18 protein-coding genes and 1 pseudogene are annotated in these 25,871 nt (G+C 76.2%); 10 read left to right on the top strand and 9 right to left on the bottom strand.

Going from position 1 to position 25,871, the window contains the following annotated elements:
* Window positions 1–63: 63 nt before the first annotated feature.
* Genes IE308_RS12035 through IE308_RS12025 form a run of 3 tightly spaced genes read right to left on the bottom strand, consistent with a single transcriptional unit; the run spans window position 64 to window position 3,589 of the window.
* The gene (locus IE308_RS12035; RefSeq protein ID WP_190217871.1) at window positions 64–1,614 is read right to left on the bottom strand and encodes an FAD-dependent oxidoreductase; all 1,551 of its coding nucleotides are present in this window, start codon (window positions 1,612–1,614) and stop codon (window positions 64–66) included.
* Complete coding sequence (locus IE308_RS12030) at window positions 1,611–2,336, bottom strand: class I SAM-dependent methyltransferase (RefSeq protein ID WP_190218290.1); 726 nt, start codon at window positions 2,334–2,336, stop codon at window positions 1,611–1,613. Before IE308_RS12030 ends, IE308_RS12035 begins: the two co-directional genes overlap by 4 nt.
* Before the next feature lie 20 nt (window positions 2,337–2,356).
* Window positions 2,357–3,589 (bottom strand): lycopene cyclase family protein, encoded by a 1,233-nt coding sequence (locus IE308_RS12025; RefSeq protein WP_190217870.1) that lies wholly within the window; start codon window positions 3,587–3,589, stop codon window positions 2,357–2,359.
* A 273-nt stretch (window positions 3,590–3,862) separates the two neighbouring features.
* Between IE308_RS12025 and IE308_RS12020 the strand changes: the two genes are divergently transcribed.
* From IE308_RS12020 to IE308_RS12000, 5 genes are all read left to right on the top strand, one after another.
* A complete protein-coding gene (locus IE308_RS12020) occupies window positions 3,863–5,206 on the top strand; it encodes a polyprenyl synthetase family protein (protein ID WP_190217869.1) in 1,344 nt (447 codons plus the stop codon).
* 164 nt (window positions 5,207–5,370) lie between these two features.
* Complete coding sequence (gene crtI / locus IE308_RS12015) at window positions 5,371–6,906, top strand: phytoene desaturase family protein (protein ID WP_190217868.1); 1,536 nt, start codon at window positions 5,371–5,373, stop codon at window positions 6,904–6,906.
* Window positions 6,903–7,928, top strand: a complete 1,026-nt coding sequence (locus IE308_RS12010; protein WP_190217867.1) for a phytoene/squalene synthase family protein — start codon at window positions 6,903–6,905, stop codon at window positions 7,926–7,928. Before crtI ends, IE308_RS12010 begins: the two co-directional genes overlap by 4 nt.
* Entirely contained in the window at window positions 7,925–8,929 is a 1,005-nt protein-coding gene (locus IE308_RS12005; RefSeq protein ID WP_190217866.1) for a Rieske (2Fe-2S) protein, read from the top strand. Before IE308_RS12010 ends, IE308_RS12005 begins: the two co-directional genes overlap by 4 nt.
* A gap of 137 nt (window positions 8,930–9,066) precedes the next feature.
* Entirely contained in the window at window positions 9,067–11,460 is a 2,394-nt protein-coding gene (locus tag IE308_RS12000) for a serine/threonine-protein kinase (RefSeq protein ID WP_190217865.1), read from the top strand.
* A gap of 101 nt (window positions 11,461–11,561) precedes the next feature.
* Here the strand turns inward: IE308_RS12000 and IE308_RS11995 are convergent, their stop codons facing one another.
* A complete protein-coding gene (locus IE308_RS11995; RefSeq protein WP_190217864.1) occupies window positions 11,562–13,385 on the bottom strand; it encodes an AMP-dependent synthetase/ligase in 1,824 nt (607 codons plus the stop codon).
* Window positions 13,386–13,568: 183 nt separating this feature from the next.
* Between IE308_RS11995 and IE308_RS11990 the strand changes: the two genes are divergently transcribed.
* A complete protein-coding gene (locus IE308_RS11990; RefSeq protein ID WP_190217863.1) occupies window positions 13,569–15,137 on the top strand; it encodes a phytoene desaturase family protein in 1,569 nt (522 codons plus the stop codon).
* 36 nt (window positions 15,138–15,173) lie between these two features.
* On the opposite strand, the gene IE308_RS11985 is transcribed toward IE308_RS11990, so the two are convergent.
* The gene (locus IE308_RS11985; RefSeq protein WP_190218289.1) at window positions 15,174–15,950 is read right to left on the bottom strand and encodes an SDR family NAD(P)-dependent oxidoreductase; all 777 of its coding nucleotides are present in this window, start codon (window positions 15,948–15,950) and stop codon (window positions 15,174–15,176) included.
* 92 nt (window positions 15,951–16,042) lie between these two features.
* On the opposite strand from IE308_RS11985, the gene IE308_RS11980 reads away from it, so the two are divergent.
* Window positions 16,043–16,894 carry a helix-turn-helix transcriptional regulator gene (locus IE308_RS11980; RefSeq protein WP_190217862.1) on the top strand — a complete coding sequence of 284 codons (852 nt, stop codon included), beginning with the start codon at window positions 16,043–16,045 and terminating at the stop codon, window positions 16,892–16,894.
* Window positions 16,895–16,901: 7 nt separating this feature from the next.
* Here IE308_RS11980 and IE308_RS11975 read toward each other — a convergent pair whose 3' ends face one another.
* The 3 genes from IE308_RS11975 to IE308_RS11965 all read right to left on the bottom strand — a co-directional run bounded on the left by IE308_RS11975 (window position 16,902) and on the right by IE308_RS11965 (window position 22,165).
* Window positions 16,902–18,659 (bottom strand): serine hydrolase domain-containing protein, encoded by a 1,758-nt coding sequence (locus IE308_RS11975; protein WP_190217861.1) that lies wholly within the window; start codon window positions 18,657–18,659, stop codon window positions 16,902–16,904.
* 155 nt (window positions 18,660–18,814) lie between these two features.
* Window positions 18,815–19,567 carry a helix-turn-helix transcriptional regulator gene (locus IE308_RS11970; protein ID WP_229908838.1) on the bottom strand — a complete coding sequence of 251 codons (753 nt, stop codon included), beginning with the start codon at window positions 19,565–19,567 and terminating at the stop codon, window positions 18,815–18,817.
* 198 nt (window positions 19,568–19,765) lie between these two features.
* Entirely contained in the window at window positions 19,766–22,165 is a 2,400-nt protein-coding gene (locus IE308_RS11965) for a penicillin acylase family protein (RefSeq protein WP_190217860.1), read from the bottom strand.
* A 142-nt stretch (window positions 22,166–22,307) separates the two neighbouring features.
* On the opposite strand from IE308_RS11965, the pseudogene IE308_RS11960 reads away from it, so the two are divergent.
* Window positions 22,308–23,825 (top strand): annotated as a pseudogene (locus IE308_RS11960) (acyl-CoA synthetase).
* Here IE308_RS11960 and IE308_RS11955 read toward each other — a convergent pair.
* A complete protein-coding gene (locus tag IE308_RS11955) occupies window positions 23,770–24,351 on the bottom strand; it encodes a TetR/AcrR family transcriptional regulator (RefSeq protein WP_190217859.1) in 582 nt (193 codons plus the stop codon). The pseudogene IE308_RS11960 and the gene IE308_RS11955 sit on opposite strands and share 56 nt — an antisense overlap.
* Before the next feature lie 86 nt (window positions 24,352–24,437).
* Between IE308_RS11955 and IE308_RS11950 the strand changes: the two genes are divergently transcribed.
* On the top strand, window positions 24,438–25,598 hold the full coding sequence (locus IE308_RS11950; RefSeq protein ID WP_190217858.1) for an FAD-dependent monooxygenase: 1,161 nt from the start codon (window positions 24,438–24,440) through the stop codon (window positions 25,596–25,598).
* A 67-nt stretch (window positions 25,599–25,665) separates the two neighbouring features.
* The gene (locus IE308_RS11945) at window positions 25,666–25,869 is read left to right on the top strand and encodes a hypothetical protein (protein WP_110626341.1); all 204 of its coding nucleotides are present in this window, start codon (window positions 25,666–25,668) and stop codon (window positions 25,867–25,869) included.
* Window positions 25,870–25,871 lie beyond the last annotated feature (2 nt).

Below are 25,871 nucleotides of genomic sequence, written 5' to 3'. Positions count from 1 at the left end.
TCCGCCGTTTCCGCCGCCTCGGGGGAGCTGCCCGCGTGGCCCCGCCTACGCCGCCCTCCGTCGTCACCCCGCCCGCGCCGCCAGCGCCCGCAGGAGCGGGCCGCGCCCCCGGTCGGGCACCGTCCACAAGGTCTGGCCCCGCACCCCCCACCGCTCCAGCAGCGCGTCGGCGGCGAGGAAGCCGCTGGTCGCCGCCCGCTCCATCAGCGCCACCGGCAGACCGGTCCGCACCAGGTCACCGGCGACCGTCACACCGGGGTCCGGGGTGCGCACCGTCGGCCGGTCCGGGTAACCGCCCACCGGGAACAGAGGGCAGTCGTCGTGCCACTCGTGCCGGGCGTCGACGACCGCCGCCGCCCGGGTCTCCGGGTAGACGCGGCGCATCTGCGCGACCAGGCCCCGCTCCACCTCCTCGCGCCCGGCGTGCGGCGGCACCGCGTAGGCGTGCAGTTCCACCACCGACCCTCCCGTCCGGGCCGACCAGCGCGCCGCCTCGTCCTCCCAGCGCTCCAGCACGCTCACGTTGTCCAGCCCGCCGAAACCGCTGGTGCCCAGGAACCCGGGGCGGTCCGGTGCGACGGGCCGGTCCAGCCACAGCCGGCTGACCAGGAACGGCGGTGCGGTGCGCAGCCGGGCGATCCGCTCGCGCCACGGCCCGTCGCCGAGCCCGGGGGAGCGGGCCACCAGGCCGCGCAGGCCCGCCGTGTCGAGGGCCAGGACGACACCGTCGTACCGCGCCTCGTCGCCGTCGGCCGCGACCTCGTACCCGCCGTCCGGGCGCGGCGCGACGTGCGTGACCGGTGTGCCGGTGCGCAGGGCGGTGCCGTGCCCCCGCAGATAGTCCCCCAGCGGCTCCCACAGTGCGGTGGGGAAGGGGGAGCGCGGCACGTCGAACAGCAGGCCCTCGCCGGAGCCCAGGAAGTAGATGTGGAACATCAGCGCCATCTCCGCCGCCGACAGCTGCCGTGGGTCGGCGAAGAAGCTGCGGGAGAACACCTCGAACGCCAGATGGCGGGCGCGCCGCGGGAAGCGGACGGCCTCCAGGAAGTCGTGGGCGCTGGTCCCGTCCAGCCGGTCGTAGACGTCGGGGACACGCACGTCCAGCAGCGGCAGCGCCGCCACCGGGTCCATGGCCCGCAGGTCCCGCAGCCCGAAGGAGGGGCTGAGCGCGACGAAGCCGAGCGCGCTCCACGGCGGGGTGCGCGGCACGTGCCGGAAGCCGTCCCGCAGGCCGTCGGCGTGCAGCAGCGGATAGTCCGGCAGCGCGGTCAGCCGCCGCAGCCCGGGATCGGTACGGCGCAGCAGCCCGCGCAGGTTGTAGTACTGGCGGAAGAACGCGTGGAAGCCGCGGCTCATCGTCACCGTGGTGCCGTCCCGCAGCGTGGTCGGCAGCCCTCCGACGCGCCCGCCCAGGTACGCCCGGCGTTCGTACAGTGTGACCGCCACCCCGCGTTCGGCCAGCAGCGTGGCGGCGGCCAGCCCGGCGATGCCGCCGCCGACCACCGCCACCGACACCGGTGCGCCGGCGACCCGCGGTGCCCCGGGCCGGGCCGGCAGTACCCGGGCCCGCCGGTCCCGGCCCCGGCGGGCACTGTCCGCACGAGCCCGGGTCACCGCTCCACCTCCGTGCCCGGGCGGCGGGCGACGAACGTGTGGGTGATGCCCGTCTGCCAGCCCGGCAGCGGCAGCGCCCGGACCCCGTCGAAACCGGCCTCCCGCAGCCGCCGTTCGAAGGCCCCCGCGGTGTCGAACTCGACGACGCTGCGCCACAGATGGCGGTACAGCGGCCCGTCCCCCAGCACCGACGCGACGGGCTGCACGAACCCGCGCGACACCAGGGTCCACACCGCCCGGTCCGCCCGGCGCCCGCTGAGCGTGAACTCGTGCACACCCAGCCGCCCACCCGGCCGCAGCAGCGCGCGTACGGTGCCCAGGACCGCGTCGGGATCGCCGACGTTGCGGAAGAGATAGGCCGCGAACACCGCGTCGAACGGCCCGCGCACCCCGGCCTCGGCGAGCCGTTCCGCGGGCGCGTGGACGAACCGCACCCCGTCGGCCCAGGGCTTGGCGGCGGCCCGGCGCAGCATCCCGGCGGAGGCGTCCACGGCCGTCACCTCCGCGGCCGGCAGTACCGACCGCAGCGCCGCGGTCGAGGCCCCGGTGCCGCAGCCCAGGTCCAGCACGCGCAGCCCGGCCCCGTGCCCCGGCAGGCCGAGCCGGCGCACCGAGCGGCGCAGATGGGCGTGGTAGCCGGGGTTGGCGGCCACCAGCGCGTCGTAGGCGCGTGACGCGTGGTCGAACGCGGCGGCCAGTTCCTCGTCGCGCAGCAGGCTCATACGGTGTCCGCGCAGCAGGCTCATACGGTCTCCGAACTCATGGGGTCTCCCGGACGGACAGGGGGTCGTCCGAAGGGGCGGCGCGGCAGGCGCGGCAGTTCCAGCGCGGTGCGCAGCATCGGCCCGACGGGTGTGCGCAGTCCGACGGCGATGTCCTCGTGCAGGCGGGTGCGGCCGTCGAGGAAGCGCAGCAGCCGTTCCGTCGGCACCCGCGCGAACAGCCGCGCGAACAGCTCGGGGCCGTCGACCCGGCCGCTGTCCAGGGCCCGCAGCAGCACCGCGTCCATCGCCCGCGCCCGGGCCGGGTGCGCGGGCGGCGGGACGGGCGGGCGGCCCCGGCGCAGCGCGTCGGCCACGGCCCGGGTCTGTCGCTGGAGCCCGGCGAAGGTGTAGCCGGTGGCGGGGCGGGTGGCGCCGCCCGCCGCCCCGATACGGAAGACGGAGGCGCCGACCCGCCGCGGCAGCGGCGCGTCCGTCATCGGGATGACGCCGGTCTCCGTGCCCAGGACGCGCAGGGAACCGAGCCGCAGCACGTCCTCGGCGTAGCCGCGGACGGCCGCCTCGTAGGCGCCCGGGGTGAGGGGGCGCGGCGAGAACTCCGTGTACTCCACCAGCGCCTCGCGCGTGCCCAGGGGCAGGACGTAGCCGAAGGACAGCCCGTGCGGCGGCTGCGGGGTGCGGAAGTCCATCAGCTCCACCGCGGCGGGGTCGAAACGGGGCCGGTCCGTGCGGACGAACCAGCCGTGGAAGTGCTGCAGCAGCAGCGTGCGCCCGGCCGGCAGACTCCCCGGCGGCCGCGAGTCGAACACCCAGCGCGCCCCCAGCACGCCCGGCCGGCCGTCGGCGCCCCGGAAGTACACGCGGGCCCCGCCCGGCACGTCCTCCACCGCCTCGACCGTCGCCTCCAGCCGCCGCACGTGGGGGCTGCGGGCGAGGTCCCGGTCGACGAGGCACGCGAAGTCGTCGGAGCGGAGCATCTTGTACCGCAGCGGACCGAGGTCCCCCTCGACGGGCTCGCCCCGCGGCGGCCGGACCCGCAGACACCGCCATTCGGCCCGCAGCGCGGCGTCGAACCGGCCCGCACCGGCCTCCCAGAAACACCAGGTGCGCGGCGGTGGCCGCAGCGGACCGGGCGGCGCCTCCACCAGGACCACGGACGGCGTCCGCGCCCCCGGGACCCGCGCGGCGAGCCGGTGGGCGAGGGACAGGCCCGCGGCTCCCGCACCCACGACGGCCACCTCGGTCTCCGGCACGGCCACTCCCTTCAGCGGTGTCTTCGCGTCCGCGCATCGCGGGCTTGCTTCCCTGCCGTGTGCCCGTCCGGATGCAGGGGACCCCTCCCATGGCGACCATCTCCCTGTAGACCGTCGGCGGCCGACCGGCGACCATCCGCTGCCGGCCGCAGACCATCCGCGGCCGTCCGGCCGTGGACCGATCCCGGCGCCGCTGCCGCATCCGGAACGGCCGCCCGCGCCGAAGCACCTCGCGACAGCGGGAACCGACGAGTGACGACGAGAGGATGCGGGATGCGGCCCACACAGGCGAAGGATCACCCGGCGGACGGGCCGCCGCCCGGACCACGCCTGGTCCCGGTGCCGGGATCGCCCGCCCGGACGACAGCGGGCACCCCGGTCGGCGGGCCGGAGCACGCAGGCCCCGGCAGCGTCCCGGAGCCCGGCACCGCGCTGCCCGCCGGGACCGGGGACGCACGCGCCGTCGACGCCGACGTGCCCGCCGCCGTCGGCCGCGTGCTCGACCACGTCCTCGCCGACCGCCTCGACCGGGCCCGGCTCGTGGACCCCCTGTTCGCGAAGGACCTCGCCGAACGGGTCACGGCCTTCACCCGTCACGGTGGCAAACGCACCCGCGCCCAGCTGCTGTGGTGGTCGCAGCGCGCCTGCGGCGGGACCGACCTGGCCACCGCCGCGGCGGCCCTGCGCCTCGGCGCCGCCGTCGAACTGCTGCAGACCTGCGCGCTCGTCCACGACGACGTGATGGACCAGGCGGCCGTGCGCCGCGGCCGGCCCGCACTGCACGCCGAGGTGAGCGCCGCGTTCGCCGGCCGGGCGACGCCGGAGCGCGCCCGGCGGTCCGGGGACGCGGCGGCGATCCTCGCCGGCGACCTCGCGCTGGCCTGGGCCGACGACCTGGTGGCCGAGACCCCGCTGCCCGCCTGGACCGCCGTCGTGGTGCGCCGGCTGTGGAGCGACATGCGCACCGAGATGGTGGCCGGCCAGTACCTGGACCTGCACGGCCAGACCACCGGGGCGCGGTCCCTGCCGCGCGCCCTGCGGGCCGCCTGCCTCAAGAGCGCCCTGTACTCCGTGGAACGGCCCCTCGCCCTCGGTGCCGCCCTGGCCGGCGCGGACGACGCCACGCTGCGCGCCCTGTGCTCGGCCGGCCGCTGCGTCGGCATGGCCTTCCAGCTCCGCGACGACCTCGACGACGTGTTCGGGGACCCCCGGCACACCGGCAAGCCCGGCGGCGGGGACATCCGCGAGGGCAAGCCCACCTACCTGATCGCCCTTGCCCGCGCCCGCGCGGAGGCGGGCGACGACGATGCGGCCCTCGCCGTGCTGGACCGCTGTGTCGGCGACGCCGGGCTGACCTCGCGGGACCTGGCGGAGGTGCGCCGGGTGCTGGTCGCCACGGGCGCCCGCGCCACGGTCGAGACGAAGATCGAACGGCTCGTCGCCCAGGGCCTGCGGCACTTCGACGGCGCCCTGCTCGAACCGGAGGCGGCCCGCGCACTGCGCCGCCTGCTGCGCGCGGCGGGCGGCGCGCCCACCGGGGACGCCCGCCCCGCCCCCGGCCCGGCCGCCGGCGACGTCGCGCGGATCCCCTCCGTGGCAGGGGAGCGCGAGCGATGACCCGCATCATGCCCGGACCCGCGATTACCTCCGTGTCCCGGGAGGGCGAGCGATGACCCGGACCCTGCCCCGACCCGCGATCGCCCTTCTGTCCGGGGAGGATGAGCGATGACCCGGACCCTGCCCCGACCCGCGATCGCCCCTCTGTCCGGGGAGGGCGAGCGATGACCCGCACCGTGCCCGGACCCACCGACCACGTCGTCGTGGTGGGTGCGGGCCTCGCCGGTCTGTCGGCCGCCCTGCACCTGCTCGGCGCGGGACGCCGCGTCACCGTCGTCGAACGGGACGCCCTGCCCGGCGGCCGGGCAGGCCGCCGCGACCTCGGCGGCTACCGCGTCGACACCGGCCCCACCGTGCTGACCATGCCCGACCTCGCCGACGAGGCCTTCGCCGCCGTCGGCGACAGCCTGCGCCGGCGCGTCGAGCTGATCCCCCTGCACCCGGCCTACCGCGCCCGCTTCGCCGACGGCAGCGGCCTCGACGTGCACACCGACGCAGACGCCATGGCCGCCGAGGTGGAACGGTTCGCCGGGCCCGCCGAGGCGGCGGGCTACCGCCGACTGCGCGACTGGCTGGAGCGGCTGTACCGGGTCCAGATGCGCCGCTTCATCGACGCCAACTTCGACTCCCCGCTGGACCTGCTCACCCCCGACCTCGCCCGGCTGGCCGCGCTCGGCGGCTTCGGCCGCCTCGACGCCCGGATCGGCCGCTTCCTCGCCGACGAGCGGCTGCGCCGGGTCTTCTCCTTCCAGTCCCTGTACGCCGGTGTCGCCCCGGCCCGCGCGCTCGCCGCGTACGCCGTCATCGCCTACATGGACACCGTCGCCGGCGTGTACTTCCCGCGCGGCGGCATGCACGCCCTGCCGCGGGCCATGGCGGACGCCGCCGCCGACGCGGGCGCCGACCTGCGCTTCGGAGACCGCGTAACCCGTCTGGAGCGGTCCGGGCAGCGGATCACCGCCGTCGTCACCGACCAGGACCGCATCCCCTGCGACGCCGTCGTGCTCACCCCGGACCTGCCCGTCGCCCACCGGCTCCTGGGCCGCCGCCCCCGCAGGCCGCTGCCGCTGCGCCACGCGCCGTCCGCGGTCGTCCTGCACGCGGGCACCGACCGCACCTGGAGCCACCTCGCCCACCACACGATCTCGTTCGGCGCGGCCTGGCGCTCCACCTTCGACGAACTCACCCGCAGCGGACGGCTGATGAGCGACCCGTCCCTGCTGATCACCCGCCCGACCACCACCGACCCGACGCTGGCGCCTCCAGGGCACCACCTGCACTACATCCTCGCCCCCTGCCCCAACACCGACATCGGACCGCGGGCCGCCGACTGGAGCGACCTCGGACCCCGCTACCGGGACTCGCTCCTTAGCGTGCTGGAGCGGCGCGGCCTCGACGGCCTCGCCGCGGCCATCGAGCAGGAGTGCCTGGTCACCCCGGCCGACTGGCACGCCGAGGGCCACGCCGCCGGCACGCCCTTCTCCGCCGCCCACACCTTCACCCAGACCGGCCCCTTCCGGCCCCGCAACCTGGTCCGGGGCACCGAGAACGCCGTACTCGCCGGCTGCGGCACCACGCCCGGCGTCGGCGTCCCGACCGTCCTGGTCTCCGGGAAGCTGGCCGCCGCCCGCGTCACCGGCACCCGCCGCCGCACCCCGGCCCCCACCCGCCCGGCACCGGCCGAGGAGGCACCCCGATGACCGACCGCGAACTGGACGCCGCCGGGATCCACGACCCGGCGCTGCGCGCGGACTACCGCCACTGCCGCGCCCTCAACGCCCGCCACGGCAGGACCTACTTCCTCGCCACCCGGCTGCTGCCCGTCGCCCGCAGACCCGCCGTGCACGCCCTCTACGGCTTCGCCCGCTGGGCCGACGACATCGTCGACGCCCTCGGCGCGGACCAGGACCCCGGCCGGCGCGTCGCGGCGCTGACGGCCCTTCAGGAGGAGCTGGACCGGGGACTGCGGCGGGGCGGCAGCGACGAGCCGGTGGTGCGGGCCCTCGCCGACACCGCCTGCCGGTACGCCATCGACCCCGCGCACTTCCACGACTTCATGGCCGCCATGCGATCCGACCTGGTCGTCACCGACTACCCGGCCTACGCCGACCTGCGCGCCTACATGCACGGCTCGGCGGCGGTGATCGGCCTGCAGATGCTGCCCGTCCTCGGCACCGTGGCCCCCCGCGAGGAGGCCGCCCCCTACGCCGCCGCCCTGGGTGTGGCCTTCCAGCTCACCAACTTCCTGCGCGACGTGGGCGAGGACCTCGACCGCGGGCGGATCTACCTGCCCGGCGACCTCCTCGCCGCCCACGGCGTCGACCGCGACCTGCTGCGCCGCAGCCGCGACACCGGCCGCCCCGACCCCCGGATCACCGCCGCCCTGCGGGAGTTCGAGGCACTGACCCGGGGCGTGTACCGGGAGGCCGCGCCCGGCATCGCCCTGCTGGAGCCGGTGTCGCGCCCCTGCATCCGCACCGCCGCCGTGCTGTACGGCGGCATCCTGGACGCCGTCGCCCGCGACGGGTACGCCGTCCTGCACCACCGCGCCGTGGTGTCCCGCCGGCGCCGGGCCGCGGTCGCGGCGGAGGGCCTGGCCCGGGTGGCCGCGGCCCGCCTGCACCACCGCGACGCCGCCCGCGCCCGGCCGCCGGCACCGCCCGTCCCGTCGGCCGCGCGGGCACCCGCCGCGCACCGGACGGTCACCGAGGAGGCCGTGTGAACCCGATCCCCTCCGCCCGCCGCGGACGTCTGCCGCTCTCCCTGCGCCGCCGCGCCCCCTGGGAGCGCCAGCGGCCCACCTGGCGCGACGCGAAACCCGCGCTGATCGCCCAGGCGCTGAAACGCGCCCAGGCCCGTCCCTCCGGCAACTGGTACGTCGTCGGCGCCTCCCGCGCCCTGCGCGACGACCGCCCGCTGGGGCGCACCGTGGCCGGTCAGGAGGTCGTCGTCTGGCGCGGCCCCGACGGCCGGCCGCACGCCGGTCCCGGTGTCTGCCCGCACCTCGGCGCCCCGCTCGCGGACAGCCCCGTGCGCTGCGGCACCCTGGTGTGCCACTGGCACGGCCTGGCCCTGAACGGCGGGCCGGTCGCGGGCTGGGAGCCGCTGCCCGTCCACGACGACGGCGTCCTGCTGTGGGTACGGCTAGACGAGGCCGGCGGCGAGACCCCGCTCGCCGCACCCGTCCTGCCGCGCCGCCCGGACCCCGCCGGGGCCCTGACCGCCGTGTACGAGGCGGCCGGCACCTGCGAGCCGGAGGACGTCGTCGCCAACCGCCTCGACCCGTGGCACGGGGCCTGGTTCCACCCGTACTCCTTCGTCGACCTCACCGTGGTCGGCACGCCCGGCGGCGAGGACGACGACCGTTTCACCGTCGACGTCTCCTTCAAGGTCGCGGGCCGGCTGGTCGTCCCGGTCCGGGCGGATTTCACCGCCCCCGGGCCCCGTACGGTCGTCATGCGCATCACCGAGGGCGAGGGCGCGGGCTCCGTCGTCGAGACCCACGCCACGCCCCTCGGGCCGGACGCGTCCGGCCGCCCGCGCACGGCCGTGACCGAGGCCGTGGTGGCGGCCTCCGACCGCCGGGGCTTCGCCGCGGCACGCGCCGCCGCCCCGCTGCTGCGGCCCCTCGTGCGCGGCGCGGCGGGGCGCCTGTGGCGCGACGACCTCGCCTACGCGGAACGCCGCTGGCGGCTGCGGACCACGGGACGGTTCCCCGGCTGAACCGGGCGGCGTACGGGCGGGAGCGCCGGTGCCTCCGGAGGTATGTGCCCGGCCCCGTACAAAGCCGGGCGATTGCTCGCCATACTGGACGAGCCAGGGGAGGGCGGGGCGAACGGTGACGGGGGCGGTCGCGCGCGATGGGGGACAGCAGGCTCATCCAGGGCCGGTACCGGCTGCTCGACCGGATCGGGCGCGGCGGCATGGGCGAGGTGTGGCGGGCGCGGGACGAGTCCCTCGGCCGGCAGGTCGCCGTGAAGTGCCTCAAACCGCTCGGCCCGCAGCAGGACCCGGCCTTCATCCGCGTCGTCCGCGAGCGCTTTCGCCGCGAGGCCCGTGTCGCCGCCGCGCTCCAGCACCGCGGCGTCACCGTCGTGCACGACTTCGGCGAGTCCGACGGCGTCCTGTTCCTGGTGATGGAACTGCTCCAGGGCCGTGACCTGAGCAAGCTCCTGGAGGACAACCGCGGGCACCCGCTGCCCGTGCCCGACGTCCTCGACATCGCCGGACAGGTCGCCGCCGCCCTCGCCTACACGCACCGGCAGGGCATCGTGCACCGGGACCTCAAGCCCGCCAACATCGTGCGGCTCACCGACGGCACCGTGAAGATCTGCGACTTCGGCATCGCCCGCCCGGGCCACAACATCGGTCTCACCTCCCGGCTGACCGGCACCGGCATCGCCATGGGCACCCCGCACTACATGTCGCCGGAGCAGATCGGCGGCGACGAGGTCGACCAGCGCAGCGACCTGTACTCGCTGGGCTGCGTGCTGTACGAGATCGCCACCGGAGTGCCGCCGTTCGACCTCGGCGACCCCTGGGCGATCCTGGTCGGCCACCGCGACACCCCGCCCCGCCCGCCGCGCGGCCACCGCGCCGACCTGCCCGCCTATCTGGAGCGGATCATCCTGGACCTGCTCGCCAAACGGCCCGAGCAGCGCCCGCACGACGCCCGCGAGGTGGGCCGCCGTATCGATCTGGGCCGCACCACACCGGCGTACGTGCCCACCGTCGTCGCCCCGAGCCCCGCCCTCGCCCCGCCCCGGCGCGAGCAGCGGCTGCCGTCCTGGACGCGCGGGATGACCACCGGCCACAAGGCCACCGGCGCCGCCCCGCACGCCACACCGCCCGACCCGTCGGCCGGCCTCACCGCCCACTGGATCCGCCCCCGCACCGACGCGCCCGGCCCGGCCGCCTCGGTCACCGACGCGCCCGGCCCGGCGTCCTCGGTCACCGGCGCGCCCGGTCCGGCGTCCTCGGCGACCGGCGTTTCCGGTGCGGCGTCCTCGGCGACCGGTGTTTCCGGTGCGGCCTCCTCGTCCCTGGGCGCGCCCGGCCCGCCCCCCTCGCTCACCGACGCCCCCGCGCCCCCCGGTGCCCCACCCGACCCCGCCCTGCTGCGGGCGCTGGCCGGCCGGCACAACGCCGGGCTCGGTCTCGGCCGGCTCGGGCGCTGGGCCGAGGCCGGTGAGGTGCACCGGGCCGTCGCCGCCGAGCGCGAGCACCTGCTCGGCCCCGACCACCCCGACACCCTGGCCAGCCGCCACGAGGCCGCCTTCAGCCTCAGCCGCACCGGCCGGGCCGCCGACGCCCTGCGGGCCTACAAGCACGTCGCCGCCGCCCGCACCCGGCTGCTGGGCGCGGACCACCCCGACACCCTCGCCGCGCGGCAGGAGATGGCGTACGTGCTCGGCCAGTTGGGCCGCCACTCCGACGCCCACCAGGTGTACCTGTCGGTGCTCGCCGACCGCGAGCGCACCATGGGCGCCGACCACCCCGACACCCTGCGCTGCCGGCACAACCTCGCCTTCAACCTCAGCCGGCTCGGCCGCCCGGAGGACTCCTACCGCATGGCGCGCGAGGTCGCCGAGGCCCGCGCCCGCGTCCTCGGCCCCCACCACCCCGACACCCTGGTCACCCGGTACGAAGTCGCCTACGCCCTCGGCCAGCTGGGCCGCTGGGCCGAGGCCCTGCACACCTACCGCGAGGTCGCCGAGGCCCGCGCCCACGCTCTCGGACCCGACCACCCCGACACCCTCGCCGCCCGCTACGAGACCGGCATCAGCCTCGGCCGCCTCGGCCGCAGCGCCGAAGCCCTCCAGCTCTACCGCGACCTGGTCGAGGACCGCGCCCGCGTCCACGGACCCACCCACCCGGAGACGCTGCGCGCCCGGCACGGGCTCGGCGTCAACCTCGGCCGCCTCGGCCGCTGGGAGGAGGCCCTCGCCGAGTCCCGCGACGTGTGCGCGCTCCGCGAGCGCGTCCTCGGCCCCGAGCACCCCGACACCCTGGTCAGCCGCCGCGAGGTCGCCGTCGGCCTCGGCTGGCTCGGCCGCTGGGCCGACGCGCTGACCGAGTACCGGCGCGTCGCGATGGCCAGGGAGCGGGTCCTCGGGCCCGGCCACCCCGACACCCTCGCCAGCCGTACCGACGAGGCGCACTGCCTCGAACAGCTCGGCCGCGCCGCCGAGGCCGCCGACCTGTACCGCAGGGCGGCGGCCCTGCGCCGGCCTGGCCCGGCGGAGGGCCGCTGACCGCCCTGGGACGTGTCCGCGAAGTCCCGCCTGCCCCCCGCCGCCCGGCCCGCCCTCCGGGCGGACGCCGCGACTTTGCGGACACGACCCAGCGGCACCGGTCAGGACGCGTACAGCTCGTCGATCTCCGCCGCGTAGGCCCGCGCGATCGCGCCCCGCCGGAGCTTCAGCGACGGTGTCAGCAGACCGTCGGCCGTGCTGAACTCGCCGGGCAGGATGCGGAACGCGCGAATCGACTCGGCCCGGGACACCGCGCTGTTCGCCATGGACACCGCCCGCTGGATCTCCGCGTGCAGCTCCTGGTCGACCATCGCCTCCCGGCCGGGGGAGGGCCGCCGGCCGCGCTCCCGGTGCCAGTGCTCCGCCGCCTCGGCGTCCAGGGTGATCAGCGCCGCGACGAACGGCCGGTCGTCGCCGACCACGAGGCACTGGGAGATCAGGGGGTGCCGGCGCAGCCGTTCCTCCAGCAGTTGCGGGCTGAGGCTCTTGCCGCTGCTGGTGACGATGATGTCCTTCTTGCGGCCCGTGATGGTGAGGAAGCCGTCCTCGTCGAGCCGGCCCACGTCGCCCGTGGCGAACCACCCGTCGTGCAGCACCGCCCCCGTGGCCTCCGGGTCGCCGTGGTAGCCGGAGAAGACGACGTCGCCGCGCACCCAGATCTCGCCGTCGGCCGCGATGTGCACGGCACAGCCCGGCAGTGGCCGGCCCACCGTGCCGAACCGGGGGCGGCCGGGCGGCTGGCTGGTGATCGCGGCGGTGGTCTCCGTCAGGCCGTACCCGTCGTGGATGACGATGCCGGCCCCGGCGAAGAACAGGCCCAGCTCCGGGTCGAGGGTCGACCCGCCCGAGGTGGCGTGCCGGACCCGGCCGCCGAGCGCGGCCCGCAGCCGCGCGTACACCGGACGGTCGAACACGGCGTGCGCGGCGCGCAGCACCGGTCCCGGCCCCGGCCCCTCGCCCCGTTCCCGCCGCTGCTCGGCCTCGGCGTGGCGCACCGCGACGGCCACCGCCCGGGCGAACAGCTTGCCCCGTCCGGCCTGCTGGGCCGCGCGGCGGGCCGCGTCGAAGACCTTCTCGAAGACGTACGGCACGGCGAACAGATACGTCGGCCGGAACGACGCCAGGGCGGGCAGCAGCGCGGCGGGCGCGAGGTCGGGCTGGTGGCCCAGCCGGACCCCGCCGCGCAGACACACCACCTGCACCATCAGGCCGTAGATGTGGGACAGCGGCAGGAACGCCAGCACGGCCGGCTGCTCGCCCTGCCCGGCGAGCACGTCCCGCCAGCCGGCGAAGAGGGTGTCGCACTCGGCCGCCAGATTGGCGTGCGTGATCACGCAGCCCTTGGGCCGGCCGGTGGTGCCCGAGGTGTACGCGAGCGTGGCGACCGACTCCGGCGCCACCGCCCGGCGGTGCCGGTGCACCACGGAGTCCGGCAGATCCCGGCCCAGCGCCGTCAGCTCCTCCACGCAGCCCGCGTCGAGTTCCCAGATGGCCCGCAGCGGCAGCCCGTCGCAGGCCGCGCCCACCGTCATGGCGTGGTCCGCGTGCTCCACCACGACGGCCGTCGCCCGCGCGTCCGCCAGGATCCACCGCACCTGCTCGGCGGAGGAGGTCGGGTAGACGGGGACGACGGTGGCGCCGACCGACCACAGCGCATAGCAGAACAACGTCCACTCGTAGCGGGTCCGCGCCATCACGGCCACCCGCTCACCGAACCGCACACCGCCGGCCAGCAGCCCCTTGGCGAGCCCGGTGACCTCGTCGCGGAACCCGGCCGCCGTGACCGGGAGCCAGGCCTCACCGTCCGGCGCGCGCCGGGACAGCTGCACCAGCCCCGGGTCGCGGCCGGCGACCTCGTACACCGAGTCCGCCAGACCCCCCGTCGCCGGAGCCGTCGCCAGCGGCGGAAGACCGAAGTCCCGCACCGCACCCCCCATCCCGCACCGTCCCCCCATCGCCCCGCACGGCGGACCCGCAAACTACCGGGCGGCGGCCGGACTGCCTAGAGCGCCCTGGTGGCACGACGACGCGCGCAGTGCCCAGAGGACGCGCGCGGAGCCCGTCGTACGCCCTCTGGCCGCCACCGGCCACCCGTGTTACCAAGGATCATGCCCGCACCCGAGACACCCCGCCGCTACGACGCCGTCGTCGTCGGCGGCGGACACAACGGCCTCGTCGCCGCCGCCTACCTGGCCCGCGCCGGACGGTCCGTGCTGGTGCTGGAACGGCTGGCGCACACCGGGGGCGCCGCGGTGTCCACCCGGCCCTTCGCCGGCGTCGACGCCCGCCTGTCCCGCTACTCGTACCTGGTCAGCCTGCTGCCCGCGAAGATCGTCCGCGACCTCGGCCTGGACTTCCGGGTGCGCGCCCGGACGGTGTCCTCGTACACGCCCGTCGAGCGGGCCGGGCGGCCGACCGGGCTGCTGGTCGGCGGCGGCGAGCGGCGCACCCGCGAGGCGTTCGCCCGGCTGACCGGAGGCGAGCGCGAGTACCAGGCCTGGAAGCGGTTCTACGGCATGACCGGCCGCCTCGCCCAGCGGGTCTTCCCGACGCTGACCGAGCCGCTGCCCACCCGCGCCGAGCTGCGTGCCCGCGTCGACGACGAGGACGCCTGGCGGATGCTGTTCGAGGAGCCGATCGGGGTCGCGATCGAGGACCGGTTCGCCGACGACCTGGTGCGCGGCGTCGTCCTCACCGACGCCCTCATCGGCACCTTCGCCGACGCCCACGACCCCACGCTGAAGCAGAACCGCTGCTTCCTCTACCACGTGATCGGCGGCGGTACCGGCGCCTGGGACGTCCCCGTCGGCGGTATGGGCGCGCTCACCGACGCCCTCGCCGCCGCGGCCCGCACGGCCGGGGCGCGGCTCGCCACCGGCCACGAGGCGGTGCGCATCGACACCGACGGCCGTCAGGCCGAGGTGACCTACCGCAGCGCCGACGGCGAGGCCACCGTCGCCGCCCGGCACGTCCTGGTCGGCGCCTCACCGCACGCCCTCGCCGACCTGACCGGCGACCCGCGGCCCGCCCCCGCCGAGGGCGCCCAGCTGAAGGTGAACATGCTGCTCAAGCGGCTGCCCCGGCTGCGCGACGGCTCCGTCGACCCGCACGAGGCGTTCGCCGGCACCTTCCACATCGCCGAGGGGTACGACGCACTGGCCGCCGCCCACGCCCAGGCCGCCGCCGGTGAGCTGCCCGCCGCGCCGCCCTCGGAGATCTACTGCCACTCGCTCACCGACCCCACGATCCTCGCCCCCCACCTGGCCGAGCGGGGCATGCACACGCTCACCCTGTTCGGCCTGCACACCCCGGCCCGGCTGTTCACCGGCGACAACGACGCCGTCCGCGAGGAACTGCTGAAGGCGACCCTCGCCCAGCTCGACGCCCACCTCGCCGAGCCGCTCGCCGACTGCCTGGCCACCGACGCCGACGGCCGCCCCTGCATCGAGGCGAAGACCCCGCTCGACCTGGAACGCGACCTGAGGCTGCCCGGCGGCAACATCTTCCACCGCGAACTGGCCTGGCCGTACGCGCAGGACGGCACCGGCCGCTGGGGCGTGGAGACCCGGCACGCCAACGTCCTGCTGTGCGGCGCGGGCGCGGTGCGCGGCGGCGGGGTGAGCGGGGTGCCCGGCCACAACGCGGCGATGGCCGTGCTGGAACAGACCGAGGGCTGAGCCGGGGCCTGTCCGGGGCTCCTGCCGGGGCCCGGTTCAGGCCCGTACGCCGCCGTCGACCCGCAGCACCTCCCCGGTGACGAAGGAGGCGCGGTCGCTCAGCAGCCATGCCGCCGCCTGGGCGATCTCCTCCGGGTCGGCGGCCCGGCGCAGCGGGTTCCGCGCCGTCAGCCGCGCGATCACGCCCGGCGACGCGCGCTCCCACTCCTCGACCATCTCCGTGAGGGTGAGCCCCGGCGCGACCGCGTTGACGCGGATGCCCTCGGGGCCGTAGGTGACGGCCGCCGACGCGGTGAGGCTGTTCAGCGCCCGTTTCGCCGCCCCGTACACGGGCAGCTCCGGGTTGGCGCCGAGGCTGCCGACGCTGGAGTTGTTGACGATGGCGCCGCGCCCCGCGGTCGCCCGGATGGCGGCGACCTCCGCCGTCATCGCCACCCAGGGCCCCTTGAGGTTCACCGCGCAGACGCGGTCGAACTCGGCGTCCGTCAGCCGGTCCATGGGGCCGGGCGGCTGGATCGTCGCCCCGTTGTTGAAGGCCACGTCGAGCCGGCCGTACAGCTCCACGGCCCGGTCGACGGCGGCGCGGACGCTCGCCGCGTCCGCCAGGTCGCAGCGGACGTGGTCCGCGGTGCCGCCCGCCGCCCTGATCTCCCCGGCGACCGCCGCCAGCTGCTCCTCGGTGCGCGCGGCGAGCAGCACCCGGGCGCCCTCGCGGGCGAACAGCCGGGCCGCGGCGGCGCCGATGCCGCGCCCTGCCCCGGTGACGAAGGCGACCTTGCCCTCCAGCATCCCCGCGTTCGGTGTGTCGTTCATGCTCATACCGCCGAGCATGCGCCCCGGCCGCACCCGCAGCCAGGCACCACCGGTACCTGGCTGGGCCCCGGCCGCCCCCGCACCCTGGAGGCGTGGACCGACGAGCACTGGCCGACTTCCTGCGCGGGCGGCGCGAGCGCATCGCCCCGGCCGACGTGGGCCTGCCCCGCGGCCCGCGGCGCCGCACCCCAGGCCTGCGCCGCGAGGAGGTGGCGCAGCTGGCGTACATCTCGACCGAGTACTACACCCGCCTCGAACAGGCCCGCGGCCCGCACCCGTCCCGCGAGGTGCTCGCCCAACTCGCCCGCGCCCTGCGTCTGACCGACGCCGAGCGCACCCATCTGCACCACCTGGCCGGGGCGCCGCCCGGACCGCCTCCGGGGCCCTCGCGCGAGGTCCGGCAGAGCATCCTCGACCTCCTGGACCGGCTGCCGCTCACCGGGGCGATCGTGGTCTCGGCGACGTTCGAGGTCCTCGCCTGGAACGACCTGGCGTGCGCCCTGATGGAGGACTTCTCCGCGCTGCCGCGCCGCGACCGCAACCTCGTACGGCGTGTCTTCCTCGGACCGCACCCCGGCGGACGGCGGCTGTACGGCGTGTCGGACGCGGAGGCGTTCGCCCGCGCCTCCACGCAGCGGCTGCGGGCCGCCGCGGCCCGCTACCCCGGCGACCCGGAACTGACCGGGCTGATCGGCGAACTCCGCGCCGGGAGCGAGGAGTTCGCCCTGCTGTGGGCCGAGCAGGAGGTCGGCGCGGACACCACCCTGCGCAAGACGTTCGACCACCCGCTCGTCGGCCCCGTCACCGTCGACTGCGACGTCCTGGACCTCACCGACCGGGACCAGCGGGTCGTCCTGTACACGGCCACGCCCGGCTCGCCGTCGGAGGAGGCGCTGCGGCTGCTGTCGGTCATCGGCGCGCAGCGCGTGGAGGCGCCGGGCTGAGGCGTGCTCAGTCCGCCGACGCCGTCCACCCCACCGCCTCGATCCGGGCCGCGTCCGCCGGGCGCGCCTCGTCGAACAGGACGGTGTCCCGCGTGCCGACGCGCAGTGCGTCGACGTAGGCGCCGCGCCCCACGTACAGCCGGTCGGTGGAGTACCGCCAGCGCAGCAGGAGCTGCCGGTGCGCGGGGAGCGCGGCCGTCAGCCGGTGCCAGACGCGGCCCGAGTAGCCGGTGACCGCGCCGGACGGGTACTCCGTGCCGCCGGCGGTGAACGGCACCGGCTGCCAGCTCGCCCCGCCGTCCGTCGAGGCCTCCAGGGCCAGGGTGTCGGCCGCCGGTTCGGTGTCCCACCACAGCGCGCAGCGCAGCCGGGCGTCCCCGGCCGACGTGTCGAGCGCGGGGAGCGCCAGCGTCGCCGTCGTCGCGTTCGCCATGCCCGAGAACCAGGCGGTGCGGCCCCGCGCCGGCCGCACCGGCACCGCCCGCGCCAGGTTGTTCGCCGCCGCGACCCGGGGCGCGGACCCCGACCGCCAAGTGCGCACCGGGTGCACCGAGTTGCCCAGCACCACCAGGAAGGAGTCGGTCGTCGGGTCCAGCACCAGGGACGTGCCGGTGAACCCGGTGTGCCCGGCGGTGCGCGGCGTGGCCATCGCGCCCATGTACCAGTGCTGGTACAGCTCGAAGCCGAGCCCGTGCTCGTCGCCCGGGAAGGCGGTGTTGAAGTCGGTGAACATCAGCTCCACCGAATCCGGCCGCAGAATGCGCGTACGCCCGTAGACACCGCCGTTGAGCAGCGTGCGGGCGAGGACGGCCAGGTCCCAGGCGCACGAGAACACCCCGGCGTGGCCCGCGACGCCGCCCAGGCTGAAGGCGTTCTCGTCGTGCACCTCGCCCCACACCAGGCCCCGGTCCAGCCCCGACCAGGGCCTGCGGGCGTCCTCGGTCGCGGCGATCCGCGGCCGCCAGGAGGCCGGCGGGTTGTAGCGGGTGCGGTCCAGGCCGAGCGGCCCGGTGATCTCCTCGCGGAGCAGGACGTCCAGCGGGCGGCCGGTGACCCGTTCCAGGACCAGCTGGAGCGAGATCAGGTTCAGGTCGGAGTACAGGTAGGCGCTGCCCGGCGGGTTCAGCGGCGCCTCGTTCCAGACGAGGCGGAGCTTCTCCTCGTACGTCGGCGCGTTGTAGAGCGGGATCCAGGCACGGAACCCCGAGGTGTGGGTGAGCAGCTGCCGGATCGTCACGTCCTGCTTGCCCGCCGCGCCGAACTCCGGGAGGTACGAGGCGACGGTGGCCTCCAGCCCCAGCGTGCCCCGCTCGATCTGCTGCACGGCGAGCAGCGACGTGAACAGCTTCGACACCGACGCCAGGTCGAAGACGGTGTCCTCGGCCATCGGGATCTGCTGTTCCGGCGGGAACTCGACGCCGGTGTCGGTCTTCTCGTCGTACGCCCGGTAGCGCACCGCCATGCCGATCGGCCGGTGCAGGGCCACCGTGCCGCCTCGCCCGGCGAGCAGCACGGCGCCCGCGTACCAGGGGTGCCTGGGGGAGGGGCCGAGGAACGCCTCCGCGTCCTTGACCAGGTGGGCGAGCGGGGCGGCGAGCAGCCCGGCGCGTTCGGCCGAGCCGTGCCGCAGCGTCGGACGGGCGCCGCGGGGCGCGGCCGTCGCCGGTGCGGCGGGCAGCGCGGCGAGGGCGAGCCCTCCGCCCAGGACGAGCGCGTGGGCGCCCAGTTGACGGCGGGTCAGCCCGCTCGCCCTCATGTCGGCCATCGAGGTTCCTCCCGTACGCGACTGAAAGAATCTTTCGGGAATCGCCTTGCGGGATGAAACTTTCATGTCAGACGGGGTGTGTGTCAATCAGCCGTGACCCATGGGAATCTGACGCTCTGTCAGCGAGCGAGGGCCGGAGACCCGCCGTCAGGGCGTCACGGGTGGAGGTCACGGGCGCAGGAAGGCCCGTCGCCGTCGGCCCCGGGCGGGCTCGCGCGGTCCGCTCCCGTCCGCAGCTCCACGCAGCACAGCCCCGGGTGCGGGGCGAGGACGGCGGCCGTGGTCGCGTCGTGCCCGGAGGCGGCCAGGCAGCCGCGCAGGAAGGCGTGGTTCATGCCGCACACCAGCTGCGAGGCGTGCGCGGCGACCGGGTGGAAGGGGCAGTTGTGCAGCACCGTACGGCCCGCGCCGGCGTCCGCGGGCTCGAAGCCGAGGGACTCCAGGAACGCGGTGAGGTCGGTGCCCCGGGCCTCCGCCCCCAGCTCCTCGCCCCGCTCCCGAGCCAGCCGTACCGCGGCCTCGCGGGCGCTCTCCTCCGGTCCGTGCCCGGTCACCGCCTCGGCCAGCAGCGAGGACAGCAGCTCGTGCCGGCGCGGCGGCAGGCTCAGCTGGAGCGTGCGCGGGCTCGGCTCGTACACCTTCGGTGACCGGCCGACCCGGCGCGGACCCCGGCTGCCGTGCCCCGCCTGGAGCAGGCCCGAGGCCACCAGCTTGTCCAGGTGGAACGCGGCGAGCTTGCGGGAGATCCCCAGCGCCGCCGACGCCTCCTCCCGCGTCACCGGCCGCCGGGCCCGCCGCACGAACTCGAACAGGCGCCGCCGCGACTCGTCGCCGAGGACGGCGAGGGCGGCCATGGTGTCGCCGGGCGCCGGGGTCCGCGCCCCGGGGCCGGAGGATTCGGACGTCACGCGCCCACGGTAACCCCGGCCGGGCGGTGCGGCAGGGGAGCGGGACACCGTTCGATCGCAGGTCCGGTGCCCCGCTTGACCGCCCGCCGGATAAGACCAACAATCGCTGGTGAAACACGTGTGGCGGATGTCCCGAGCAGGAGGGCGCCGGAAACGGGCAGCCGGCGCCCTCCACCGTCTCGCTCGCCCGGGTCAGCGTCACTCGCTCACCCGCACCACCCGCAGCCCCGGCGAGGACAGGATGTCCTTCTCGCAGAACCGGGACGTCACCCACTTCCCCTCGGAGAACAGCCGCGTCTGGTCGCCGAAGTGCGGCGAGACCGGGTTCGAGGACTGGGAGTACGTCAGCAGGGTGCGGGCCACCGGGCAGCGCGAGCCGTCCCAGCCGACCGCCTGGATGTAGCTGGAGCCGGTCGTCACCTCGGTGTAGCCGCCGCCCGCCGGGTTCCACACGGGCTCCACCTTGTTCCACACGCCGAGCGACTCCGTGCCGCCGTGGACCGGAATGTGCTGCCCGTTCCGTACGACGAACTGGTGGGCTCCCAGCGGGGCGTCCAGCGCGATGCCCGCCGCCCGCAGCTCGCTCACCGCGTCCGCGAGCGCCGTGGTGAACGCCGGTGCGCCCGTGTCGAGCGTGTGCGGGGTGCGGACGGGGTCGGACGCGGAGAACGGCACCTTCCACAGCTGCGCCACCGGCAGCCTGCGCCACAGCCGGTCGAACAGCAGCGCGCCCGGGCTGGTGGTGCGTGCCGTGCGGTCCCAGGCGGCGAGCACGCCGCACGCCTCGCGGACGTCGACGGCCTTCCCGTCGCCGCCGGTGGCGGTGCCGCCGGGCAGCGCGGCGCACGCCCGCGCCGCGTCCGCCGCGACCAGGTCGCCCGCGGGCACCCGGTCGGCGAACTGCTGGGCCTGGAGATCCCGCACGGTCAGCCCGCCCCGCGCCGCCATCGCGGAGACGTCCTCCAGCGCGCCGCGCGTGCGCAGCGTCCGGGCGGTGCCGACGGTGCCGAAGATCCGCTCGTAGCCGGTCAGCGGGCGGTCGGCGTTGGTCAGCCAGGCCGAGTCGTTGGAGTTCTCGGCGTACGGCGCGTCCTTGAGCGTCGGCATCCGCGCCGGGCCGAAGATCCCCGGCTGGACGGCGTCGGGGTCGCTGCCGAGCGCGCAGTCGCCGCGCGAGCCGTCCAGGACGGCGAGCCCGGACGAGGGATAGGTGGCGCGGCCGAGCGGGGTGAGGCAGCGCTGCGCCAGGTCGTCGGTGATCCGCGGCAGCACCTGCGACTGCGTGTACAGGGTGTGGCCGTCCGCATCGGCGGCGACGGTGTTCACCCACGGCAGCCCCTGGGTGCGGCGCAGCGAGGCCAGCAGGTCCGCGGTGGAGCGCGCCTTGCTGAAGCCGAGCGAGGTGTCCGCGCCGCGCAGGTCGACCGCGTTCGGGTCGTTGACGGCGTACGCCGTGCCGGTCGTCCACGGCAGCGGCAGCGAGGCGCCGAGGGAGGTGACGACGGGGCCGTACCGGGTCCACCACTGGGTCCGGGTCACCGGCGGGCCGTCCTGCACGGCGACCGTCACCGTCCGCCGGGTCATCCGCTCCGGCCGGCCGTCGACCAGGTACACCGTCGGGTCGGCCGGGTCCAGCGTCAGCTGGTGCAGGTTCAGGGTGACGCCGGTGGCGACGGTGTGGCTCCAGGCGACGCGGTCGTTGTGGCCGATGGAGACGGTGGCCGAGCCGAGCAGCGAGCCGCCCGCCACGTTCAGCTCGCCGGGGATCGTCTGCTGCGACTGCCAGAAGCGGCGGCCGCCCTGCCACGGGTAGTGCGGGTTGCCGAGCAGCAGCCCGCGTCCGTTCGCGCTGGTGGCGCCGCTGAAGGCGACGGCGTTGGAGCCCATGTCGGCGGTGTCGGCGGCGAGCAGGGCGCGGGCGGCCCGCGCGCTGCCCGCCGGGTCGGGCGCCCGCCCGGCCGGTGCTCCCGCCGCGGGCGGCCGGGCCGCCGTGATGCCGTCGACGGCACGGCCCTGCCCGCCGAGCACGGCCAGCGCGTAACTGCGCGCGGCCACCTCCGCCTCGGTCACCGGGCGTACCCAGGCCGCCCCGCGGCAGGCCGGGTCGGTGATCCGGTGCTGCGCCAGCCAGGCGTTGTACCCGGCCGCGAATCCGCGCATCAGCTCCTTGGACTGCCGGCTCGGCCCGGCCGGTGCCGGCTGTGCGAGCAGCCGCTCCACCGTGCCCGCCTCGCGCACCCCGCGGAAGTACAGGTCGCTGGAGAGGTTGCCGGTCGCCGAGGACAGCGACAGGTCGGTCGTCCCCTCGGCGCCGAAGTACCGGGACCGCTCGCCGCGCACGGTCACGAACCCGTCGGCCAGCGTGCAGACCTGGTCCGCGGCCTGCGCCCAGCCGGTGCCGAAGCCGAGACCGGCGTACGAGCGGGCGACGATGTGCGGGATGCCGTACTCGGTGTAGCGGATCACGGCCGACAGGCCGCCGTGCGAGGGGTGTTCACCGCGGTCGCCCGGCTGGCCGGCCGCCGCGGCGGGCACCGAGGCGGCGGTGGTGAGCAGGGCGACGGCCGCCAGGAGCAGCCGTCTCGGGCGGGTGCGCATCGTGCCTCCCGACATCGTCGAGGGAAGGAGCGGCTGAGCGTACCAGCCGGTATGTGGCCCGTGTAAAGGGTGAGGTGACGGTTCATCAGCGGCCCGCCGGGGTGCTTGACCGGCGCGCGCGGCGGGCCGAGGATCACCTGGCATGAAGCCCGGACACGGCAGCACCGTCGACGGGGTGCTGCGCCGCAGCGCCCGCCGCACCCCCGCACGCGTCGCCGTCGAGTACGGCGACCGCTCCTAGACGTACGAGGAACTCGACGACGCCGTCTCCCGCGCCGCGAGCATCCTGCTCGGCGCGGACCTGGCGCCGGGCGACCGGGTCGCGGCCTACGGCCACAACTCCGACGCCTACCTCATCGCCTTCCTCGCCTGCGCCCGCGCCGGCCTGGTGCACGTGCCGGTCAACCAGAACCTCACCGGCGACGACCTCGCCTATCTCGTCGGCCAGTCCGGCAGCTCCCTCGTGCTCGCCGACCCCGGTCTCGCGGACCGGCTGCCCGAGGGCGTACGGACCCTGCCGCTGCGGGACGCCGACGGCTCGCTGCTCGGCCGACTGGCCACGACGGCGCCGTACGACGGTCCCGAACCGCGCGCCGAGGACCTGGTGCAGCTGCTGTACACCTCCGGCACCACCGCGCTGCCCAAGGGTGCGATGATGACGCACCGGGCACTGGTCCACGAGTACCTGAGCGCCATCACCGCGCTGGACCTGAGCGCCGGGGACCGGCCGGTGCACGCGCTGCCGCTGTACCACTCGGCCCAGATGCACGTCTTCCTGCTGCCCTACCTGGCCGTCGGCGCCACCAACGTCATTCTCGACGCACCCGACGGCGACCGGCTGTTCGGCCTGATCGAGACCGGCCGCGCGGACAGCCTGTTCGCCCCGCCGACGGTCTGGATCGGCCTCGCCAACCGCCCCGACTTCACCACCCGCGACCTCTCCGGCCTGCGCAAGGCGTACTACGGCGCCTCCATCATGCCGGTGCCGGTCCTCCAGCGGCTGCGCGCCCGGCTCCCGCACCTGGCCTTCTACAACTGCTTCGGGCAGAGCGAGATCGGCCCCCTGGCCACCGTCCTCGGCCCCGACGAGCACGAGGGCCGCCTCGACTCCTGCGGGCGCACGGTGCTGTTCGTGGACGCCCGGCTCGTCGACGAGGACGGCAAGGACGTGCCCGACGGCACCCCCGGCGAGATCGTCTACCGCTCCCCGCAGCTGTGCGAGGGCTACTGGGACAAGCCCGGGGAGACCGAAGAGGCCTTCCGCGGCGGCTGGTTCCACTCCGGCGACCTCGCGGTGCGCGACGCCGACGGCTACTTCACCATCGTCGACCGGGTCAAGGACGTCATCAACTCCGGTGGTGTGCTGGTCGCTTCACGGCAGGTCGAGGACGCGCTGTACACGCACGAGGCCGTCGCCGAGACCGCCGTGATCGGCCTGCCCGACGAGAAGTGGATCGAGGCGATCACCGCGGTCGTCGTCCCGCGCGGCGAGGTGACCGAGGAGGAGCTGATCGCGCACGCCCGGGCGAAGCTCACCGCCTTCAAGGCGCCCAAGCGGGTGGTGTTCACCGACGCGCTGCCGCGCAACGCCAGCGGCAAGATCCTCAAGCGGGAGCTGAGGGAGCGGCTGGCAGCAGCGCCGCCGCCACCAGCCTTCTGATCTCCTCCTCCGTCACCGCGCCCCCGCCGGTCAGCCGGTCGAAGACCAGCCCGTCCACCGACCTCAGCAGCGTCAGCGTGCGCGCCTCCGCGTCCGCGAACCCGCGCCCGGCGAGGAAGGCCCGCACGAGGTCGCGGCCGGCGTTCTCGCGCGGGGCGAGGATCTCCCGCAGCTCCGGCTGGTGCACGCTCTCCAGCGCGCACGCGTACCGCGCGAGGGTGCGCCGCCGGCCCTCCCCGGTCAGCCGCCGCTCCACCAGGGCGGCGATCCCGGCGACCAGCTCCTCCGTGCCGCGCGGCACGCCCGCCGCCTCCCCGGCCGCCTGCAGCTCCGCCTGGTCCAGCTCGACCAGCCGCCGCACCAGGGCGGTCAGCAGCGCCTGGCGGGTGCGGAAGTACGCGGACGTCGTCCCGTCCGGAAGACCGGCCGCCCGGTCCACGGCGCGGTGGGTGAGCCCGCGCAGCCCGGAGTCGGCGAGGACACCGACGGCGGCGTCGGCGAGCAGGGTGCGGCGATCGGAGGACACCCCCCATTTCTACACCTGTAGAGGACGGGAGTACGCTCCTGCCCACAGACTCCTTCTACAGATGTAGAAAGCACCGGGAGGGCACCATGGGCGGCACGGCCATCGTCGTGGGCGGCGGCATCGGGGGACTGGCGGCGGCGATCGGGCTGCGCCGCGTCGGCTGGGAGGCGACCGTCGTCGAACGCGCGCCCGTCCTCGCCGACGTGGGCGCCGGCATCTCCCTGCACGCCAACGGCCTGCGCGCGCTGCAGGTCCTCGGCGTCGGCGACGCCGTGCGCGCCGCGGCCCGCCCCGAGTACACCGGCGGCACCCGCACCCCGTCCGGCACCCGCCTGGTCCAGCTGGACGGCGCCGCGCTCGAACGCGCCACCGGCACCTCGATCCTCGGCATCACCCGCGCCGACCTGCACCGCAAGCTGCGCGACGCGCTGCCCGAGGAGATCCTGCGCGTCGGCACCGAGGTGACCGCCGTCGACCGTACCGACCCCGACCGGCCCCGGGTCCGGCTGGCCGGCGGCGAGACGCTGGAGGCGGACCTGGTGGTGGCCGCCGACGGCGTCAACAGCCGCCTGCGTGCTCAGCTCTTCCCGGACCACCCGGGCCCCGCCTACACCGGCTCGACCGTGCTGCGCGCCCTCACCGCGCACCCCGTCACCCTGCCCACGGACTTCGAGCTGACCTGGGCGCCCGGCGTCGAGTTCGGCCACCTGGCCCTCGCCGACGGCACCGCGGAGTGGTTCGCGGTGCTCAAGGCACCCGCCGGGACCCGGCACGCCGACGCCCTCGCCGAGGCCCGCCGCCGCTTCGGCGACTGGCCCGACCCGGTGCCCGCCCTGCTGGACGCCACCCGCCCCGAGTCCGTCCTGCACCACGACATCCACGAACTGGCCACGCCACTCCCGTCGTTCACCGCCGGCCGGGTCGCCCTGCTCGGCGACGCCGCCCACGCCATGCCGACCACCCTCGGCCAGGGCGCCTGCCAGGCGCTGGAGGACGCGGTCGTCCTCGCCGCGTCCCTCGCCGCGGGTCCGGACACCGCGACCGCCCTGGCCCGGTACGACGCCCAGCGCCGGCCCCGCAGCGGCGACGTGGCCCGCGCCGCCCGCCAGGCCGCCCGCATGGGCCACCAGCTCACCCACCCCCTCGCCGTCGCCCTGCGCAACACGGCGATCCGCCTCGCCCCGGCCGGAGTCCTCCAGCGCGCGATGCTCCGCCACGCGGACTGGACCCCGCCGGCCCTGGCCTGACACCGGCGCCCCCGCCCGGCCTGCGATGATCGGCCCACCGCAGGAACGAACACAGGGGTGGGGAAACATGGCCGTGGTGGTGCTGCTCGGCGTGCTGGCGCTGGTCGTCTTCGGGTGCGTGTGCGTGGTGTGGGCCGAGCGCGGCGGGCCCCGCTGGGTCCGCGTCGTGGCCGCCGTGACCCGGGGCGCCGGGGAACTGCTGAGCGCGCTCGGCAAGAGCGGCCGGGGCCGGGGCGGCAGCCGGACCGCGGACGACGGCGGCGACGACTAGCC

This window comes from Streptomyces griseosporeus, assembly GCF_014656055.1.
In the GTDB taxonomy this organism is placed as follows: Bacteria; Actinomycetota; Actinomycetes; order Streptomycetales; family Streptomycetaceae; genus Streptomyces; species Streptomyces griseosporeus.
This window is presented reverse-complemented; position numbering and strand designations above follow the sequence as displayed.

Bases quoted from the DNA above. Each gene is read 5' to 3' on its own strand.
- IE308_RS11985 (WP_190218289.1), bottom strand. From the start codon at position 15,950: ATGAACGACACACCGAACGCGGGGATGCTGGAGGGCAAGGTCGCCTTC.
- IE308_RS12020 (WP_190217869.1), top strand. From the start codon at position 3,863: ATGCGGCCCACACAGGCGAAGGATCACCCGGCGGACGGGCCGCCGCCC.
- IE308_RS12010 (WP_190217867.1), top strand. From the start codon at position 6,903: ATGACCGACCGCGAACTGGACGCCGCCGGGATCCACGACCCGGCGCTG.
- IE308_RS11945 (WP_110626341.1), top strand. From the start codon at position 25,666: ATGGCCGTGGTGGTGCTGCTCGGCGTGCTGGCGCTGGTCGTCTTCGGG.
- IE308_RS11975 (WP_190217861.1), bottom strand. From the start codon at position 18,659: ATGGCCGACATGAGGGCGAGCGGGCTGACCCGCCGTCAACTGGGCGCC.
- IE308_RS11965 (WP_190217860.1), bottom strand. From the start codon at position 22,165: ATGCGCACCCGCCCGAGACGGCTGCTCCTGGCGGCCGTCGCCCTGCTC.
- IE308_RS11990 (WP_190217863.1), top strand. From the start codon at position 13,569: ATGCCCGCACCCGAGACACCCCGCCGCTACGACGCCGTCGTCGTCGGC.
- IE308_RS11950 (WP_190217858.1), top strand. From the start codon at position 24,438: ATGGGCGGCACGGCCATCGTCGTGGGCGGCGGCATCGGGGGACTGGCG.
- IE308_RS12030 (WP_190218290.1), bottom strand. From the start codon at position 2,336: ATGAGCCTGCTGCGCGACGAGGAACTGGCCGCCGCGTTCGACCACGCG.
- IE308_RS12000 (WP_190217865.1), top strand. From the start codon at position 9,067: ATGGGGGACAGCAGGCTCATCCAGGGCCGGTACCGGCTGCTCGACCGG.
- crtI (WP_190217868.1), top strand. From the start codon at position 5,371: ATGACCCGCACCGTGCCCGGACCCACCGACCACGTCGTCGTGGTGGGT.